This window comes from Leptolyngbya sp. CCNP1308 (genome assembly GCF_034932455.1).
GTDB lineage: Bacteria > Cyanobacteriota > Cyanobacteriia > Phormidesmidales > Phormidesmidaceae > Nodosilinea.
Genome location: NZ_JAYGIH010000107.1, coordinates 58,566 through 72,933, shown reverse-complemented (window position 1 = coordinate 72,933; position 14,368 = coordinate 58,566). Strand labels below are relative to the sequence as shown.

The window sequence follows — 14,368 nt, the reverse complement described above, 5'->3', positions numbered from 1 at the left end:
TTGGGGCCATAGCGGAGCTATACTTTTGGGCCACCATACTTTCCGGCGGGGCCTCTTTCTGATAGCGTACTGGTTAGGGTAGTGTGGCTGTTAGCCTGGGCTGTTAATCAGGTTGTTCACCGCCGTCTCCGCTGCTGTGTTTGAGAGAGCATATATAAATCCATGGTAATTCTGTTTCAACTCGCGCTGTTTGCCCTGGTTCTGATGTCGTTTGTGCTGGTGGTGTACGTGCCCGTGGCCTACGCCTCTCCCCAAGACTGGGATCAGTCCAAACGCCTAATCCTCTTTGGCTCTGTGATTTGGGGCGCTCTGGTGGTGGTCGTCGGCGGCCTCAACTACTTTGTGGTGTAAATAAACATAATTTATGGCGGTTTTTGAAGGCACATTAGTCTCCACAGGCTCTCCCCGGTTTGCCATTGTGCTAGGCCGATTTAACGATTTAGTCACGGGTAAACTGCTGGAGGGCTGCCAGGATTGCCTAAAGCGCCATGGAATAGACGTTAACCCTGAGGGCACCCAGGTCGACTATGCCTGGGTACCCGGCAGCTTTGAAATTCCACTGGTGGCGCGGCAGCTGGCCCTCAGCGGTCGCTACAACGCGATTATTTGTCTGGGAGCCGTCATTCGGGGCTCAACTCCCCATTTTGACTATGTAGCGGCGGAGGTGGCCAAGGGGGTAGCGGCGGCCGGTTTCCAAACCGGGGTGCCGATCATCTTTGGCGTACTCACCACCGATACCCTGCAGCAGGCCTTAGAACGGGCGGGCATCAAGGCTAACCACGGTTGGGACTATGCCATGAGCGCTCTGGAAATGGCCAGTCTGATGGGGGTGATTCACTCGGCTATGGGTAGCGGTGCCAGCAACGGCTCAGCTCGCTTAGGGCCTGGGATGCCGGTACCCACCCAGGCCGTCGTTGTCCCAGATTCGGACTCGGTCTAGGGTTGGAGGCCGTCAGAGAAAACTCAAAAAGATGTTGACATAGTTACACTTTTTTGAGATTCTAGATAGAGTCAAAACCAGCGAAACGGGTTACTCCCCAACTCTGGTTTTATGCGGGTATAGCTCAGTGGTAGAGCGTCACCTTGCCAAGGTGAATGTCGCGCGTTCGAATCGCGTTACCCGCTTATTGAATTCTGGTGCGGTTCCTTCAGCAGTCCGCCAACCAAACTCTGTTGGGCTAGGGGCTAGGTTTTGGGTTCACTGTGTGCTTTACAGGCTGTACCCTAACCCGCCCTACTCTTTCTCAACTGTCATCTTCTACTCGGCGAGTTATCGGTCGCCTGTCAGCTAACGAACCGTGGGTTGAATGTCTCCCCTGCGCAGGGCGCAAAATAGGGCTTCGGGCCGGTGTCCACGCAGCCAGTAGGTTTCCATTTCCCCCCGGCCTTTGATAGCAATGCTGCCCCGCCACTCGAACCAGTAGCTGTCTTTCAGACGCTCGTAGGTGGCGGCCGTGACCTGGATCTGGCCCGGCTCGCTAGAAGCCTCCATGCGGCTGGCGACGTTGACCGCATCGCCCCAGAGATCGTAAATAAATTTCTTGGTGCCAATCACCCCGGCCACTACCACCCCAGTATTGATGCCGATGCGAATCTCTAGAGGTTCCCCCGACTCAGCTTGAAAGGAGGCGGTGACCTGCTGCATGGCCAGGGCCATCTCGGCGATCGCCTCAGCATGATCGCGGCGAGGCGTCGGCAGCCCCGCCGCCACCATATAGGCATCGCCAATGGTTTTGATTTTCTCCAAATCGAGCTGTTCGGCCAGACTGTCAAAGGCGGAGAAAATTTGGTTGAGCAGATCGACCAGCTTAATGGGCGACAGGTGGTGTGACAGGCTGGTGAACCCCACAATGTCGGCGAATAAAATCGTCACCTCATCGAAGTGCTGGGGAACAGAGGCCTTAGTCTGCATCAGCTCGCCCGCGATCGCAGCGGGCAGAATATTGAGCAAGAGCTGCTCCGCCTTTTGCTGCTCCTGGGCCAGCTTCTGATTGCTGATTTGCAGCTCCCCCAGCATGTCGTTGATCTGATTGCCCAGGTGGTTAAGCTCATCGTTTCCCTGCACCGACACCCGCTGGGTAAGATCGTTGGAACGCCCAATGTGCTGTACCTGCTGGCTTAGCCCCAGCAGCCGCTGCAAAATAGCGCGATCGAGCAGCAGCAGCATACCGCCGGTAAACGCCAGACACGAGCCCAGCAGCGACCAGCCCAGATAGTGGCGGCTAATCTGCCCCTGCCGGTAAATATCGCGGGGTAGCTTGACCTCTAGCAGCGCCTGGGGATTGCCATAGAGGTCTGGCCAAAGCGTGTAGCCCATCAGGGTATTGGCGTCCTGGGGGCGGATCAAGGTTGACATCGTAGTTGGGTCGGCACCCGTCTCAAGCGCAGTGAGAATGGGTTGCAGCATCTCCGGTAGGGCAGTTTGGCTCAGGGGATGGATCTGTAGCGTTAATCGGGTGCGCTCCGCCAGAGATTCGACGATGCTGGGACTGAGGGTACGCCCCATGAGCAACGCTCCCCTAGAGGGGCCAGTGGCATCGCTGCGTAAAATAGGCTCCACAACAACCAGCGTGAGGTGGCCGTTTACCATCATCAACCCCTGATGGTGGGCGGCCAAGTGCTCAAACTGCATCAGCGGACTAGCGGGGGTAAGCTGCTGAACCAGACTGGCTGGTAAGGGCGCAAAGGTACGGTTTTCTAGGTCATAGCCGGTGCCGTAGAGAATCTCCCCGTCGGAATTAACCAGGGCTACAACATTGAGTTGTAGACTCTCAAAGGCATATTTGCTGAGATTCGATTCAATGTAGTCAGCATTGCCGTCTTGGATAAAGGCGTAAGTGTCGTTCCAGGCTGCCCAGTCTTCGGTCAGGCTCTGGATCTGAGCCAGGTCGCCCGCTAGCACCTCGTCCACCCGTTGCAGGTTGCGCTGGGCGTCCTGCTGTTCAAGGCGACCATAGCTGCGCTGCAATATCAGGGAAAAACTGCCGTAGAGAAGCATCATCAGCCCCAGCAGAGGCAGCGTGGTCAGCAGCAACGTTTTTTGGCGCAGGTTCATGGGGTGGGGCCGTGGGGGGTGTCACCCCTCAAGATTACCTGTATGGTACCCAGGGCACATTGACGCCGCGACCTCCCTCACCATTGCTTTGAAATGGAGCGCTATTTTTCGGCAATTTTATGAGGAGACCCGGGAAAGCCGTTACCAAACGTGAAGCAAGTTTAGGCTTACCCATCGCGCTCAGTACGCACCCAGCTTTTCTCAGGTTTGACTAAAAACTTGAAGTACAGAGGAATTTTGTTGAGTACGTAGAGGGGAATTGTCAACAGATCGGTGAGGGAGAGATCGCTGCGCCCGTAGCCAATCCAGGCGAGGGTGACGGCAAAGACCAGAGCTAGCACAGCCCCCAGGGCCAGGCAGGCGGGCAGCCAGCTGAGCCCGGCCAGGGCAATACCTAGGGAAAGCGCTGCGATCGCCAGAGTGACCATAACTTGCAGCGAAATTGGCAGCACCGCTAGCTCTAGGGCCAGAACGAGTATGCCAAGACGCCCCTGCCGCAGGGACTGACCCAGCAGCTTAGGCACGTACTCGGTCAACATCTGGAGATGCCCATGCTCCCAGCGAGTGCGCTGGGTGGTGGCAGCCTGACTGCCGCTGGGGAGGCGGCTGGTAACCCAGGCACTTGGGCAAAACCGGGGGGCATAGCCTACCAGGGCCAAATCGAGGCCCAGCTTCATGTCTTCGACGATGTGGCCGCTAGCGATGGTGACGGCGGTGGCGGCCTCCCAGGGGAGAGCAATGCCAGTGCCGGTCAGCAGGCAGGGCTGCCCCAGACGATATAGCCCGAGAGGCCGCACCCAATTTTTTACCTTAAAGGCGAAGGCTGAAATGCCGTCCTTTAGCCCAGGGCTGGGGGGCTTTTCCATCAAATAAACGGCTTGGGCTGGGCTCTGGGTGTGCTGAGCCTGGAGGGCCAGGGCGGCTAGGCTGTGGGGCTGTAGGTCACAGTCGGCGTCGATAAAAACCACCACGTCGGGCGGATCGGCCATGAGATGGCGCAGACCAAAATCAAGGGCATAGCCCTTGCCCCGCTGGGTGAGGTTGTGGCGCTCAATCACGGTGGCTCCGGCTTGCCGGGCGGCAGCGACGGTGGTGTCGGTGCAGTTGTCAGCGATAACTACCAGGCGATCGCTGGGGCGCATCTGGGGCAGAATAGTGGCCAGAGTGGTGGCAATCCCTTCGGCTTCGTTGTGGGCGGGCACCAGCACCGCCAGAGAGAGATCGTCCGGTAGAGAAGCAGGGGCAAAGGCAGCTTTGCTGCCCCCCAGGGCTACCAGGCATTCGAGGGCTAAAAAAGCTGAGGTGGTCAGCAGCAGCAGCGGCAAAACCGCCAGCAATATCGTGATCAGGCTGCCTAGACTTGCATTCATATCTACCCAACTGTGTTCTGACTTAGTGATTGTTCTAGGTTGCCCAGATTGCTAGGCCGGGCTGTCGCTCCAGACTAGCGCTAACGCGTGCTTAGGTACCCTAGCGAAACCTGATCGGGCCATGAACTTCGTTCTATCGGGTTTACAGGAGCTTCAAAAACCTGTGTAGTCTGAACTAGCCGTGACCTATCGTTGCGGAATAACTTTGGCTAGAGCCGCCTCTACGGCCTGCGCCCACCCCTCGGGTGCCGCCGCCGGAGCAACCGGCCAACTGCGGTCGGCCAGCTGGGGATGGGGGCCATGGGCACCGGGCAGCACAATGGGGTAATCGACATTCTCTAACATATCGAGGTCGTTGGGGCTGTTGCCCAACCCGATGGTGGTGATGGTGGGGGCCTCAGGATTGCCGACCTGGTAGAGCTGCACCAGTTGATGCACCGCGCGGCCCTTGCCCGCCCCGGCCCCAATTAGGTGGGAGAAGCGATCGCCAATTACCACCCGAAACCCCATGGCCTCTACGGCCTCGCGCAGCTGGTCGGCGGGCACATTTTTGGGGGTCATAAAGGGTTCAGTAAACTCCCGCGTCTTAGCCTGCTTGGCCTCTTCGGGGGATAGACCGGTGAGCTGCATGACCTGATCGACGCTCCAGTCGCCAAAACCTTTGAGGGGACGGCCCAGATCTTGGGCGATCGCCTTCAGCCCGGCGCGAGCGGTGACGTAGTTGCAGCCCAGCGGTAGGATTCGGTAGCCGTCTACGTCGTCGCCCGGTGGCAGAGCGAAGCGCGTTTGGTCGGTAGGAATGTAGATAGCGCTGCCGTTTTCCACCACAAAGGGATCGCGCAGCCCGATATCCTGGCGCAGTTGGGCCACCTCCTGGCGGGTTTTGCTGGTGACTGGCACCACCGGAATCCCCTGTTCGGTGAGCTTAGCTAGGGTGGGCAAGGCGGCATGGTAGGCGTAGGTTTCGCCGTTGAGCAGGGTGCCGTCGAGGTCGGTGAAAATAATGCAGGCCATAGGGAAGAATGAGGTAAGCCTTATGAAGGGGGCAGAAAGCCTATCCAAAGCCTACCGTAAGGGTCGCGCTTAGCCCCCGTTAGATACTGGATGTCAGCTGCGATCGCCCTCTGGGTTCCCCAACGACCTGAGTGCGGGCTCTGGGAAAGCCTGCCGCCCGATGCGACTGGTCTAAACCGCCGAAGTTGCCAACATTTTTACCCACTGCCGAGAAGGCTGACTAGCCCCTTTGCCCTCCGCCCGAGCCGACGTTGAAGCCAGCATAGGACAGTGGGGCTACCGCTTTTACTTAAGTCCGTTCTAGGGCTAATCTGTTAAAGCTTTAGTTTACGGCTAAGGCTTTTCTGTTTGTACCTCTACGAGGGTTGTATGGAGTTTAAGACCCCTGGACAAGAGGCGGTTTACCATCGAATTTTGCCCTGGATGCATGAACTGTTTGGCGAAGCGCTGGTGGTATTTGAGGATGAACCCCTCTTTATCGTGAATTTGGGGTCGGCGGTGGCCTCGACTCGGGTAGTGCCCTGGCACGACGATGAAACCCTAATTACCACGCGGGCCTACGTGGTGACAGCGATTGATCTGACCCCCGAACTCAGTTACTACCTGCTGCGGGAAAACAACGGCATCTACTTTGGCCGCTTTGCCTACGACGCCGAGGATGACATTGTGTTCGAGCACAGTCTGGTGGGTGAAACCTGCGATCGCCTCGATCTCAACCACTCGGTTGCCACCGTCATTCGCATTGCCGACAGCTACGACGACGAAATTGTGGCCCGCTGGGGTGGGCAACGGGCCCTCGATCGCTGGGCCTCTTAACATGTTTGGGTGGTTTATGTGTTTCGTAGCAGAATAAGCGTTCATTCAGCCTATTTCGCGCTACAAAATATAGCGATGGCTATGGCGCTTAGGACACCGGCCCTTGCAACGGTTCTATCGATGGCTATAGCTTGACAATGCACCTGGGGAAGTTGCCGTGGTTCGTCGCTGGATTTGGATAGGGTTAGCAGGGGTGCTCATGGCGCTGCTGAGCCTGAGTTTCGGTTCGGCCCGTGCGGCAGGCCCCCTAGAGCCGATGCTCACCGTCAGGGGGCTGCCGCCCATGCAAACGACGGCGGCGACAGCACTACAGCCGCTTAAAGCCGATCAGCCCGGCCCGACGGATTTTGCTGCCCCCGAGCTGGATCTGGCCCAGGCGGCTCCGCCGCGCCAGGTGACCGCCCTGGCCGACCCGACTAACTACGGCGATCGCTTTCTCACCGACGTCAATGGCCAGGTGGTGCGCAACGACTTTATCGCCGTACTGCACGAAACCGTAGGCTCAGCCCAGAGCGCCCTCAACCTATTCCGCACGCGGCACCCTCGCGATCAAGACCAGGTCAGCTACCACGCTCTGATTGGCCGCGATGGCACGGTGTACTATATTGTCCCCCCCGAAAAACGGGCCTTCGGGGCCGGCAACTCGGTGTTTAACGGCCCCAACGGGCCCGAGACCGTGCGCACCAATGCCGCGTTTCCCCCCTCGGTCAACAATTTTGCCTACCACGTCTCCCTAGAGACCCCCGGCGATGGCTTCAACAACCGTCGCAGCCACAGCGGCTATACCCAGGCCCAGTACAATTCCCTGGCCTGGCTGCTGGCTCAGACCACGATTCCCGATAACCGCATTACCACCCACCAGGCGGTCGATCGCTCCGGCAACCGCATGGATCCACGCAGCTTCAATTCCTCTAGCTTCTTTGGTCAGCTGCGCCGCTACCCGAACCGCAGCAGCCTGGCGGGCTAGGGCTCTGGTTTGATGGCCACTACCATTTCATACACCGACAGATCGAGCACGGCTAAGTTGGGGTTGGTGTTGACAAACAGTTCGTCGCCCATGACCGCATGGTAGGCGTCAAGATGGGCGGCCACGGCCTCGTCCGAAGGGGCCAGACGCAGCCACAGTTCGCCATCGTACTGAGATAGCCCAGTGCCATCAAGCACAATGGTGCCGCCGTAGTCCCAGGCAAAGCCGTAGAATTCAAAGTTACCGAGGGCGGCTTCGACCGCCGCGTAGGGCGCGCCTACCCCGAGCCCCTCAGGGATCTGCCAGGCCGGGCCGAAGTCTTTGATCAGCCGGGGTCGCGTTTGGGCGGCATCGTCCCAGACCACGGCAAACTGCTGGTCAGAGTCGGCGTTGACCACAGTGCCCAATTCTGTAGTGCCTTCCCCCAGAAAAATGGGGCGATCGTCTAGGGCGGCCTCGCCATAGAGCTCGACTAAATCGGCGCGGCTCGTTTGAGCGGTCACAGGGCCCACCCGCTGGCCGGGGATGACTAGCCCATCGGCATCTTTACCGGGTGTATTGGGCGCTGGGGGAGAGGTTGGGTCAGTGGTCGTCAGAGGATCCGAGGGCTGGGCTTCAGGCCGCTGGGCATCCGGGGGTTGGCAGGCAGTTAGCGGTGCTAGGGCCAGCCCCAAAATTACTGTTGTTATCCACAATCGCGCCATGGTGGTTCACTGAGTCGAGCGGCCTTAGTCTGCTAGCAGGCTATTTCTCCAATCAGGAGCAGGCGTGGCTGTCCGGACGGCTTGAGGCCTAGGGTACCAGATGGTGGCTAATGGCAAACCGCAACAGCTCTGAACGGTTGCTGGTCTCGGTTTTGCGCAGCAGACTGCTGACGTACTTCTCGACGGTGCGGGGGCTCAAGAATAGGCGATCGCCGATTTGAGCATTCGACAGCCCGTCTGACAGCAGCGTGAGCACATCCTGCTCACGGGCGGTGAAGTCAGCCACCAGATCGGCGGGGTCGGGGGTCCAGGGCATGATCTCTTCGCTGACGTCGCTGGTTTGCAGGGCGCGCTGCTGGGCCGTGTTAAGGGCCACCTGCTGAATCCAAGCCGACTGAATTAGCTGCGATCGCTCCAGCAAATTTCTCACGATCGCCCCCAACTCTCGCAGCTCGAAGGGTTTCGGTAAATATAGATCGCAGCCCAGCTGATAGCCCCGAATGCGGTCTTGGGTCTGGTTGTGAGCCGTGAGAAAAATCACTGGCAGCAGCCGGAAGGCAGGGTACTGCCGCACTTTTTGCACCAGGCTAAAGCCGTCGAGGCCGGGCATACCGATGTCAGTAATAATCAGCTGCGGCTGATGGCTAAACACCTGACGCAGTGCCATTTCACCATGGCTGGCCATCAGCACAGAGTAGCCTTCAAGCTCAAGGTAGTCGCACAGCGAAAGACGAGTACCCTCGTCGTCTTCCGCGATTAAGATGGTGAGCGGCATAGCGTTCTACCAGGTCTAAGGCTGTTGGTGGGGAACCCTCGCGGCCTACGGCTATAACGCTAGCCACGCAGCCGAGATGAAGCCCCTACCCCCTAAGCCTAAACGAGAAATCAAGAACCAGGTTTATTTGTTGCTGAAGTTAAAGTCCTGTGAAGTAAATACTCCGCAACTGTTAACAACCCCGCAGACACCTTTCGTCAAGCGTTCTATCCCAAACGATAGCCAAAGCCCCGCACGGTTTTGAGGTAGTGGGGATGGCTGGGTTCTACCTCAAGCTTTTCACGAATCCAGCGAATGTGGACATCTACGGTTTTGTTGTCGCCCATAAAATCATGCCCCCAGACCTGGTCGATAATCTGGTCGCGCGACCACACCCGGCGGGGCTGGCTCATAAACAGTTCCAGAATCCGAAACTCTTTGGGGGAGAGATTGACTTCTTCGCCCCTAAGAAAGACGCGGCACTCTTGGGGATGGAGGGTGATGTCTTCAAACCGGAGCACGTTGTCTTTCTCAGCGTTGGTTTTGCCCCGCTGGCGTCGCAGCAGCGCTCGGCATCGAGCCACCAGCTCGCGCATGCCAAAGGGCTTGGTCAGATAGTCGTCCGCGCCAATTTCAAGCCCCACCACGCGGTCGGTTTCGGTGCCCTTGGCGCTCAGCACCAGAATGGGCACATCGATGCCCTGGTGGCGCAGCAGTCGGCAGAGGTCGAGTCCGTTCATGCCCGGCAGCATGAGATCGAGCACCACGAGATTGACCTCGGGCCGATTGGTGCGACTCGACGCCGAAGTGCCCCCCAGCATGTCGAGGGCCGTCAGACCGTCTTCGGCGACGAGAATATCAAACCCTTCTTCGGCCAGCCCCAGGGCTACCGTTTCTCGAATCAGTTCTTCGTCTTCGACGATGAGTACCCGCCCTAGGCCAACCCGTAGGTTTGGCTGAGCCTGGGGTGCGAGATCTACAGAATCCATAGGGAACGGTTAAAAACTGCTCACTGAAATCATATCAGCCCCCAGAAGGGTGAACTGCCTGACAAAAGCTAAGACTTTGTAAACTCCAACTTCAATTGGGGCTTGAATGGGGACGGAAAGTTGCTTACCGCCCGCTCACCAGCGCTTCTATAGCGTCAGCATGGGTGGGTAGAGCATCGGTCAGAACGGTGCAACCCGTTGGGGTAATCTCCACATCGTTTTCAATGCGAATGCCGCGCACCCCTTGAAACTCCTCCAGGCGGCTCCAGCTGATGGCGTCGTCGTACTGGCCCGACTGCCGCGCCGGGCCTAAAATGCCGGGCACCTGGTAAAAGCCGGGCTCAATGGTGACCACCATGTTGACCGCCAGGGGACGATCGAGACGGAGAAACTTCAGCCCAAAGCGATCGCTGCGCGATCGCCCCGTCGCATAGCCCGCCACATCCCCTAAATCTTCCATGTCGTGGACATCTAGCCCCAGCAGGTGCCCCACCCCGTGGGGAAAGAACAGGGCATGCACATCGCGCTCAACCAAGATGTCAGGATCTCCCTTCAGGACTCCTAGATCGACTAGCCCCGCTGCCAGGGTACGACAGGCCAGCAGGTGTAGATCTCGGTACTCGACCCCAGGGCGGGCGACGGCAATGCAGGCATCGTGGGCAGCCAACACTAGGTCGTATATATCCCGCTGGGCAGAGGTGAATTGTCCTGACACCGGCCAGGTACGGGTGATATCGGAGGCCCAGCCGCTCGCCGCTTCGGCTCCCACATCGGCCAGCAATAGATCGCCCGGAGCCAGGCCGTGGTGGTATTGCTCGTTGTGCAGCACTTCGCCGTGAACGGTGACAATACTGTTGTAGGCGCAGGCCATGCCCTGACCGATGATCACCTGCTCCATGGCGGCCCGCACCTGAGCTTCGGTGGTGGCCCCTTGGGTGGCAGCCATACCGGCTTTGTGGGCAGCCACAGAAACCGCCGCCGCTTGTCTGATTTGGTCGAGGGCGTAATCGTCGTGGTGCAGCCGCAGGGTCACGAGGGCTTCAATCAGGGATTGGCTCGGCTCTGGATTGGCGGCAGCTTGGCGGGGCAACGTTGCCGCTTCAGCCCGTTTGGCCTCTAAATCTTGGTAAGGATAGGCGGCGTCAGCCCCGATTTCAGCGGCGATCGCATCTCGGCTAGGGCTCGGCCCGTGCCACAGGGCGGCTTCGGGGGAGGTGTCATCCATAAACAGCGTCAGCCGCCCCCCGGCGAGATGGATGGCGGCGTTGGCCAGGGGCAGCCCCGCAAAATACAAAAAATGGCTGTTGGCCCGAAAGGGATAGGTGTTGGCCGGAAAGTTGCGCGACACCGCCCGCCCCGACTCCAGCACCACCGGCCCAGGATAGATCTCAGCTAGGCGATCGCGGCGGTGCTGCAGCACCGCAGCCAGCGGTAACGGGTTGGTCTGAGGGGGCATAGACAACCAAAGCCGACGACTTCTTTAGTCTGCCACAGCCCACCAGCCCTGGAGAGCTGGCAAGATTGACAATCTAAATCTAGCGTTAACCCTCCGTTGCCCGCCGTTAACCCCAAAGCGGAGAAACATCCCCTAAAATAAAACCAATAAATTATTTTTTTGTGAATTTCCCGTTCAAAATTCAGTTCAAATGAACTATGTTGGATCTATAACGGCTAGCCTATTTCAGGTGCAGCGCTATGGCTTCCTTAACGATTCGGCCAGGGTCACGGGTTCGCCTCAAAGGTCAAGATGACCATGTCCCCGATTTTGTAGTAGTGCGGTGCGATCGCGATCGCTGCTGGGTACGCCAGGAAGGCTGGGCACCAGGCACTGAGATTAATGTCAGCTTCAAACAGCTCTGGGTGCCGCCTGAAGCGGGCTCAACCCTCACCGTGGCGCTGGCCAAGCAGGTCAAAGCCTCGGGGTTGCTCGCTGGCCACGGCGACTACCGCGCTGGAGCCAATGTGGTCTATATGGATGCCTACCGCCGCCGTCAGGCTCCCCACGGGCATTAGCCTGACCATCTAATGGCCCTACAAATCGCAACGATTTGTTGCCGATCGCTTCGCCTCTGAGGTGTTAGGATGCAGCTCTGTCGGTTTTAGCGGGGGTCAGCCGCTAAAGGAAACGGGGAAAGCGCAGCGCAAATCTGCCACTGTCCCGCAGCTGTGAGGCGATTTTAGATTTTAGATTGGCGATTTTGGATAGACATGTATCCAAAATCTAAAACCCAAAATCCAAAATTCTCCGAGTCAGAACGCCCGCCGATGGATGCCCACTTCATATCCATCTGCGAGGTGCAGATGACTAATAGTCTTTGGTTTGCCCTAGAGCGCTGGCGCTCTGGGTCACAGCTTTTAGCCGTTTTTAGCCGCGCAGGGTAATGGCCATGCGCGTACAAGATACGGTTTGGCAGGGCTGCTTTGGCGACTGGCAGCCGCTGTTTATTCGAGAATACTGGCTGCCCCTGGGCCATCTGGCTTGGCAGGGGTTTCTTGAGCATGGTCACGGCATGGTGGTCTGCGAAATCCACGGCGTCACCGCCACGGTGGACTGGAGCCGCACGGCGGTGCCCTACACCGCCCGCTTTGTGCCCCAGGCCGAACTGGCGACCTGCTGGCAAGATCTGAACCTAGCTGCCGATCAGCGACCAGCGGTAGAAAATGCCGTCGCCACCTACGACCCGGCGCAGGACGCCATGCTGCTGCTGCTGGGTGACTCGCAGCCCCATATCTCTTGCTTAAAGGGCTGGGCGGTGCCGCCGCCGGATTGCTCTCGCCAAATGGGCAATCGCCAGGCCGAGTTTACCGTTACTCCCAAATCCTAATTTCTCGGTGTTGTCAGCCGCTCAAGCTTCGGGGCTGGCTGGCGACCCTATTCACCTATGGTTTGAACCCAATGACCCAACCGACGTTATTTGTCTGCGCCCTGTGCAAATTCCCCGCCGCTGAATCTAGCGCGGGCGACACCCCTGGGGGACAGCACCTGATCGACCAGCTCACCGACTGCCTAAAAGCCGAAACCGGCCAGGGCGAAATCGCCCTTCAGCCGGTGCGCTGTATGGCCGCTTGCGATCGCGCCTGCAACGTCGCCCTCAGTGCCCCCGGCAAGCTCACGTTTATTTTCAACGATCTGTCGCCTAGCCAGTCGGCCCCCGACCTGGCGGAGTTTTGTCGCCAGTACGCTGCCTCAGCGAATGGCAAGGTGCCCTACGGGCTGCGATCGCCCGCCATCAAAAAAGCTACCGCCTACGTCCTTCCGCCTTTGGTAGCTGGGGAGGTGGAAGCTGCGATCGCCCGATAACTCATCAACTCAGCCATTCCCAGCCGTCCCTTGCTCCTGTGGAGATGCTCCGTTTAGGGAACGGTTGGGAATAACGACACTCACACCACGATTTCAAACTCTAGCCCGAAGTCCTGCGCCAGAAGACAGGTCTGGTGGTCGGTAATATTTGTGTCGCTCAGCTCCAGATTGTAGAAGTTCACCGTGGGATGGCAAAAGTATGGCCCCGCGTGCCAGGTGCCTACCTCTAGCTTGATAAAGCCGTTGCCGGGGATGTAAAAGGCGCGGATTTGGCTGGGGTCGGGCTGGTCGGCAGCGCTGGGAGGGGCGACTGCCATAAACCAATCTTTGCCCTCCAGCGCCCCTAGGCACTGGGTGCAGCGCTGGTGCCGGGTGATGGCGCGAAACCGGGTGCCCCTGTTCATCAGCGTCATTATATAAAAGCGGGGAATGCCGCGATCGAGCTGGAGCTGGGCATCGCTGGGGCCAAAGACGGCACCATCGGCACGGGGGAAAATCACCTGGCCGAAGGCGGCAAAATTCTCTGAGGTAGCGGGCTGCGCTGTGAGCTGTTGCAGGGTGAGGGGTGGAGCCATCAGTGTGTGATACGGGAAGTGTGAGCGCTGCATGCCTAGGGTTGGCTGTCGCCATGCTTAAATGATGCCTCCAGATTTTGGTGGCCGCTGACGATTTTTAGAGTTTCGATGCCCTCTGCAATTGAGCGCTAGAAGATCGCCCCTCCCAGGAAGCGACGTGGCTGACTCTTCGATGGATAGATTCCAGCCAACTGTCGTTTGCTACAACCGAACCACGCCTAGCTTGCTCCTCTTTTCCTGAGAAACGGGGCTGGGTACCCCGACGGCGGGCCTATCTTCACCAGCGGTGAAGCTGGGTTCGCCATTCACGAAGCTGGCCTCGATCGCCACGAAGCTGGCCTCGCCCCCAGGCAGCTGGGTTCGCCGTGGACGAGGCTGGGTTCACCGCTGACGCAGCTGGGTTCGCCATTTACGCAGCTGGGTTCACATAAAGGGCAGCTGGGTTCGCACCTGGCGGAGTCGGCTGCGATGTGGGGCGTGGATGCCTGGGCGCGATCGCTATTCTGGGATGACCGTAACCCATCGGCCTGGTAGGATTGACCAAACTTTTGACAAATCTTCTATGGCAGATATTCAGGTGGCGATCGCCGGAACCGATGCCGTTGCCGCAACGGAAGCGCTCTTGGCCCTTGAGGGTATTTCTGGAACCTATACGGTTGACGGTGAAACCGACAAGGAGGGCATTCTCATCACCATCGCCACGATTGTTGGCCTGGTAGGGGGCACCCTGCCTGATGACTGTCGCCAATTCGCCCGTTGGGATTGAAAACAGCTGGAAAAACTATCTGCGCCCTATGCCTGATATAGGCACATCTCTGTGCCC

16 protein-coding genes, 1 tRNA gene and 1 riboswitch are annotated in these 14,368 nt (G+C 58.6%); of the genes, 9 read left to right on the top strand and 8 right to left on the bottom strand.

The genetic code is table 11. The features are described from left to right. The first annotated feature begins 162 nt into the window (after nt 1-162). The 3 genes from psbZ (at nt 163) to VB780_RS27490 (ending at nt 1,125) form a co-directional block, all read left to right on the top strand. A complete protein-coding gene (gene psbZ / locus VB780_RS27500) occupies nt 163-351 on the top strand; it encodes a photosystem II reaction center protein PsbZ (protein ID WP_017301429.1) in 189 nt (62 codons plus the stop codon). 13 nt (nt 352-364) lie between these two features. Beyond that, entirely contained in the window at nt 365-940 is a 576-nt protein-coding gene (gene ribH / locus VB780_RS27495; protein ID WP_323354380.1) for a 6,7-dimethyl-8-ribityllumazine synthase, read from the top strand. Between the two features lie 113 nt (nt 941-1,053). Then, a tRNA-Gly gene (locus VB780_RS27490) sits at nt 1,054-1,125 on the top strand. Nucleotides 1,126-1,288: 163 nt separating this feature from the next. Here the strand turns inward: VB780_RS27490 and VB780_RS27485 are convergent. From VB780_RS27485 to VB780_RS27475, 3 genes are all read right to left on the bottom strand, one after another. Then, the gene (locus VB780_RS27485) at nt 1,289-3,055 is read right to left on the bottom strand and encodes an adenylate/guanylate cyclase domain-containing protein (RefSeq protein ID WP_323354379.1); all 1,767 of its coding nucleotides are present in this window, start codon (nt 3,053-3,055) and stop codon (nt 1,289-1,291) included. A gap of 167 nt (nt 3,056-3,222) precedes the next feature. Further along, nucleotides 3,223-4,425, bottom strand: coding sequence for a glycosyltransferase family 2 protein (locus VB780_RS27480; RefSeq protein ID WP_323354378.1), 1,203 nt, complete (start codon nt 4,423-4,425; stop codon nt 3,223-3,225). A gap of 186 nt (nt 4,426-4,611) precedes the next feature. Continuing rightward, nucleotides 4,612-5,439, bottom strand: a complete 828-nt coding sequence (locus VB780_RS27475; protein WP_323354377.1) for an HAD-IIB family hydrolase — start codon at nt 5,437-5,439, stop codon at nt 4,612-4,614. Between the two features lie 369 nt (nt 5,440-5,808). Between VB780_RS27475 and VB780_RS27470 the strand changes: the two genes are divergently transcribed. After that, nucleotides 5,809-6,255, top strand: a complete 447-nt coding sequence (locus VB780_RS27470; protein WP_323354376.1) for a T3SS (YopN, CesT) and YbjN peptide-binding chaperone 1 — start codon at nt 5,809-5,811, stop codon at nt 6,253-6,255. A gap of 157 nt (nt 6,256-6,412) precedes the next feature. Further along, complete coding sequence (locus VB780_RS27465) at nt 6,413-7,222, top strand: peptidoglycan recognition family protein (protein ID WP_323354375.1); 810 nt, start codon at nt 6,413-6,415, stop codon at nt 7,220-7,222. Here the strand turns inward: VB780_RS27465 and VB780_RS27460 are convergent. From VB780_RS27460 to VB780_RS27445, 4 genes are all read right to left on the bottom strand, one after another. Then, on the bottom strand, nt 7,219-7,926 hold the full coding sequence (locus tag VB780_RS27460) for a hypothetical protein (protein WP_323354374.1): 708 nt from the start codon (nt 7,924-7,926) through the stop codon (nt 7,219-7,221). The two genes, VB780_RS27465 and VB780_RS27460, sit on opposite strands and share 4 nt — an antisense overlap. 88 nt (nt 7,927-8,014) lie before the next feature. Further along, complete coding sequence (locus VB780_RS27455) at nt 8,015-8,701, bottom strand: response regulator transcription factor (protein ID WP_323354373.1); 687 nt, start codon at nt 8,699-8,701, stop codon at nt 8,015-8,017. Between the two features lie 206 nt (nt 8,702-8,907). Beyond that, nucleotides 8,908-9,669, bottom strand: a complete 762-nt coding sequence (locus VB780_RS27450) for a response regulator transcription factor (RefSeq protein WP_323354372.1) — start codon at nt 9,667-9,669, stop codon at nt 8,908-8,910. Nucleotides 9,670-9,793: 124 nt separating this feature from the next. Then, nucleotides 9,794-11,125 (bottom strand): aminopeptidase P family protein, encoded by a 1,332-nt coding sequence (locus tag VB780_RS27445; protein ID WP_323354371.1) that lies wholly within the window; start codon nt 11,123-11,125, stop codon nt 9,794-9,796. A gap of 239 nt (nt 11,126-11,364) precedes the next feature. On the opposite strand from VB780_RS27445, the gene VB780_RS27440 reads away from it, so the two are divergent. The 3 genes from VB780_RS27440 (at nt 11,365) to VB780_RS27430 (ending at nt 12,970) form a co-directional block, all read left to right on the top strand. After that, nucleotides 11,365-11,682: a hypothetical protein gene (locus VB780_RS27440; protein WP_323354370.1), complete on the top strand. Its 318-nt coding sequence runs from the start codon at nt 11,365-11,367 to the stop codon at nt 11,680-11,682. A gap of 64 nt (nt 11,683-11,746) precedes the next feature. Continuing rightward, a riboswitch (cobalamin riboswitch) is annotated at nt 11,747-11,951 on the top strand. Between the two features lie 105 nt (nt 11,952-12,056). Further along, nucleotides 12,057-12,494, top strand: a complete 438-nt coding sequence (locus VB780_RS27435) for a hypothetical protein (RefSeq protein WP_323354369.1) — start codon at nt 12,057-12,059, stop codon at nt 12,492-12,494. 71 nt (nt 12,495-12,565) lie between these two features. After that, on the top strand, nt 12,566-12,970 hold the full coding sequence (locus VB780_RS27430; protein ID WP_323354368.1) for a DUF1636 domain-containing protein: 405 nt from the start codon (nt 12,566-12,568) through the stop codon (nt 12,968-12,970). Between the two features lie 80 nt (nt 12,971-13,050). On the opposite strand, the gene VB780_RS27425 is transcribed toward VB780_RS27430, so the two are convergent. Continuing rightward, nucleotides 13,051-13,545 carry an ureidoglycolate lyase gene (locus tag VB780_RS27425; protein ID WP_323354367.1) on the bottom strand — a complete coding sequence of 165 codons (495 nt, stop codon included), beginning with the start codon at nt 13,543-13,545 and terminating at the stop codon, nt 13,051-13,053. 562 nt (nt 13,546-14,107) lie between these two features. Here VB780_RS27425 and VB780_RS27420 point away from each other — a divergent pair. Next, nucleotides 14,108-14,311 carry a hypothetical protein gene (locus VB780_RS27420; RefSeq protein ID WP_323354366.1) on the top strand — a complete coding sequence of 68 codons (204 nt, stop codon included), beginning with the start codon at nt 14,108-14,110 and terminating at the stop codon, nt 14,309-14,311. Nucleotides 14,312-14,368 lie beyond the last annotated feature (57 nt).

Bases quoted from the DNA above. Each gene is read 5' to 3' on its own strand.
- VB780_RS27460 (WP_323354374.1), bottom strand. From the start codon at position 7,926: ATGGCGCGATTGTGGATAACAACAGTAATTTTGGGGCTGGCCCTAGCA.
- VB780_RS27445 (WP_323354371.1), bottom strand. From the start codon at position 11,125: ATGCCCCCTCAGACCAACCCGTTACCGCTGGCTGCGGTGCTGCAGCAC.
- VB780_RS27470 (WP_323354376.1), top strand. From the start codon at position 5,809: ATGGAGTTTAAGACCCCTGGACAAGAGGCGGTTTACCATCGAATTTTG.
- psbZ (WP_017301429.1), top strand. From the start codon at position 163: ATGGTAATTCTGTTTCAACTCGCGCTGTTTGCCCTGGTTCTGATGTCG.
- VB780_RS27420 (WP_323354366.1), top strand. From the start codon at position 14,108: ATGGCAGATATTCAGGTGGCGATCGCCGGAACCGATGCCGTTGCCGCA.
- VB780_RS27480 (WP_323354378.1), bottom strand. From the start codon at position 4,425: ATGAATGCAAGTCTAGGCAGCCTGATCACGATATTGCTGGCGGTTTTG.
- VB780_RS27485 (WP_323354379.1), bottom strand. From the start codon at position 3,055: ATGAACCTGCGCCAAAAAACGTTGCTGCTGACCACGCTGCCTCTGCTG.
- VB780_RS27425 (WP_323354367.1), bottom strand. From the start codon at position 13,545: ATGGCTCCACCCCTCACCCTGCAACAGCTCACAGCGCAGCCCGCTACC.
- VB780_RS27430 (WP_323354368.1), top strand. From the start codon at position 12,566: ATGACCCAACCGACGTTATTTGTCTGCGCCCTGTGCAAATTCCCCGCC.
- VB780_RS27475 (WP_323354377.1), bottom strand. From the start codon at position 5,439: ATGGCCTGCATTATTTTCACCGACCTCGACGGCACCCTGCTCAACGGC.
- VB780_RS27435 (WP_323354369.1), top strand. From the start codon at position 12,057: ATGCGCGTACAAGATACGGTTTGGCAGGGCTGCTTTGGCGACTGGCAG.
- VB780_RS27450 (WP_323354372.1), bottom strand. From the start codon at position 9,669: ATGGATTCTGTAGATCTCGCACCCCAGGCTCAGCCAAACCTACGGGTT.
- VB780_RS27455 (WP_323354373.1), bottom strand. From the start codon at position 8,701: ATGCCGCTCACCATCTTAATCGCGGAAGACGACGAGGGTACTCGTCTT.
- ribH (WP_323354380.1), top strand. From the start codon at position 365: ATGGCGGTTTTTGAAGGCACATTAGTCTCCACAGGCTCTCCCCGGTTT.
- VB780_RS27440 (WP_323354370.1), top strand. From the start codon at position 11,365: ATGGCTTCCTTAACGATTCGGCCAGGGTCACGGGTTCGCCTCAAAGGT.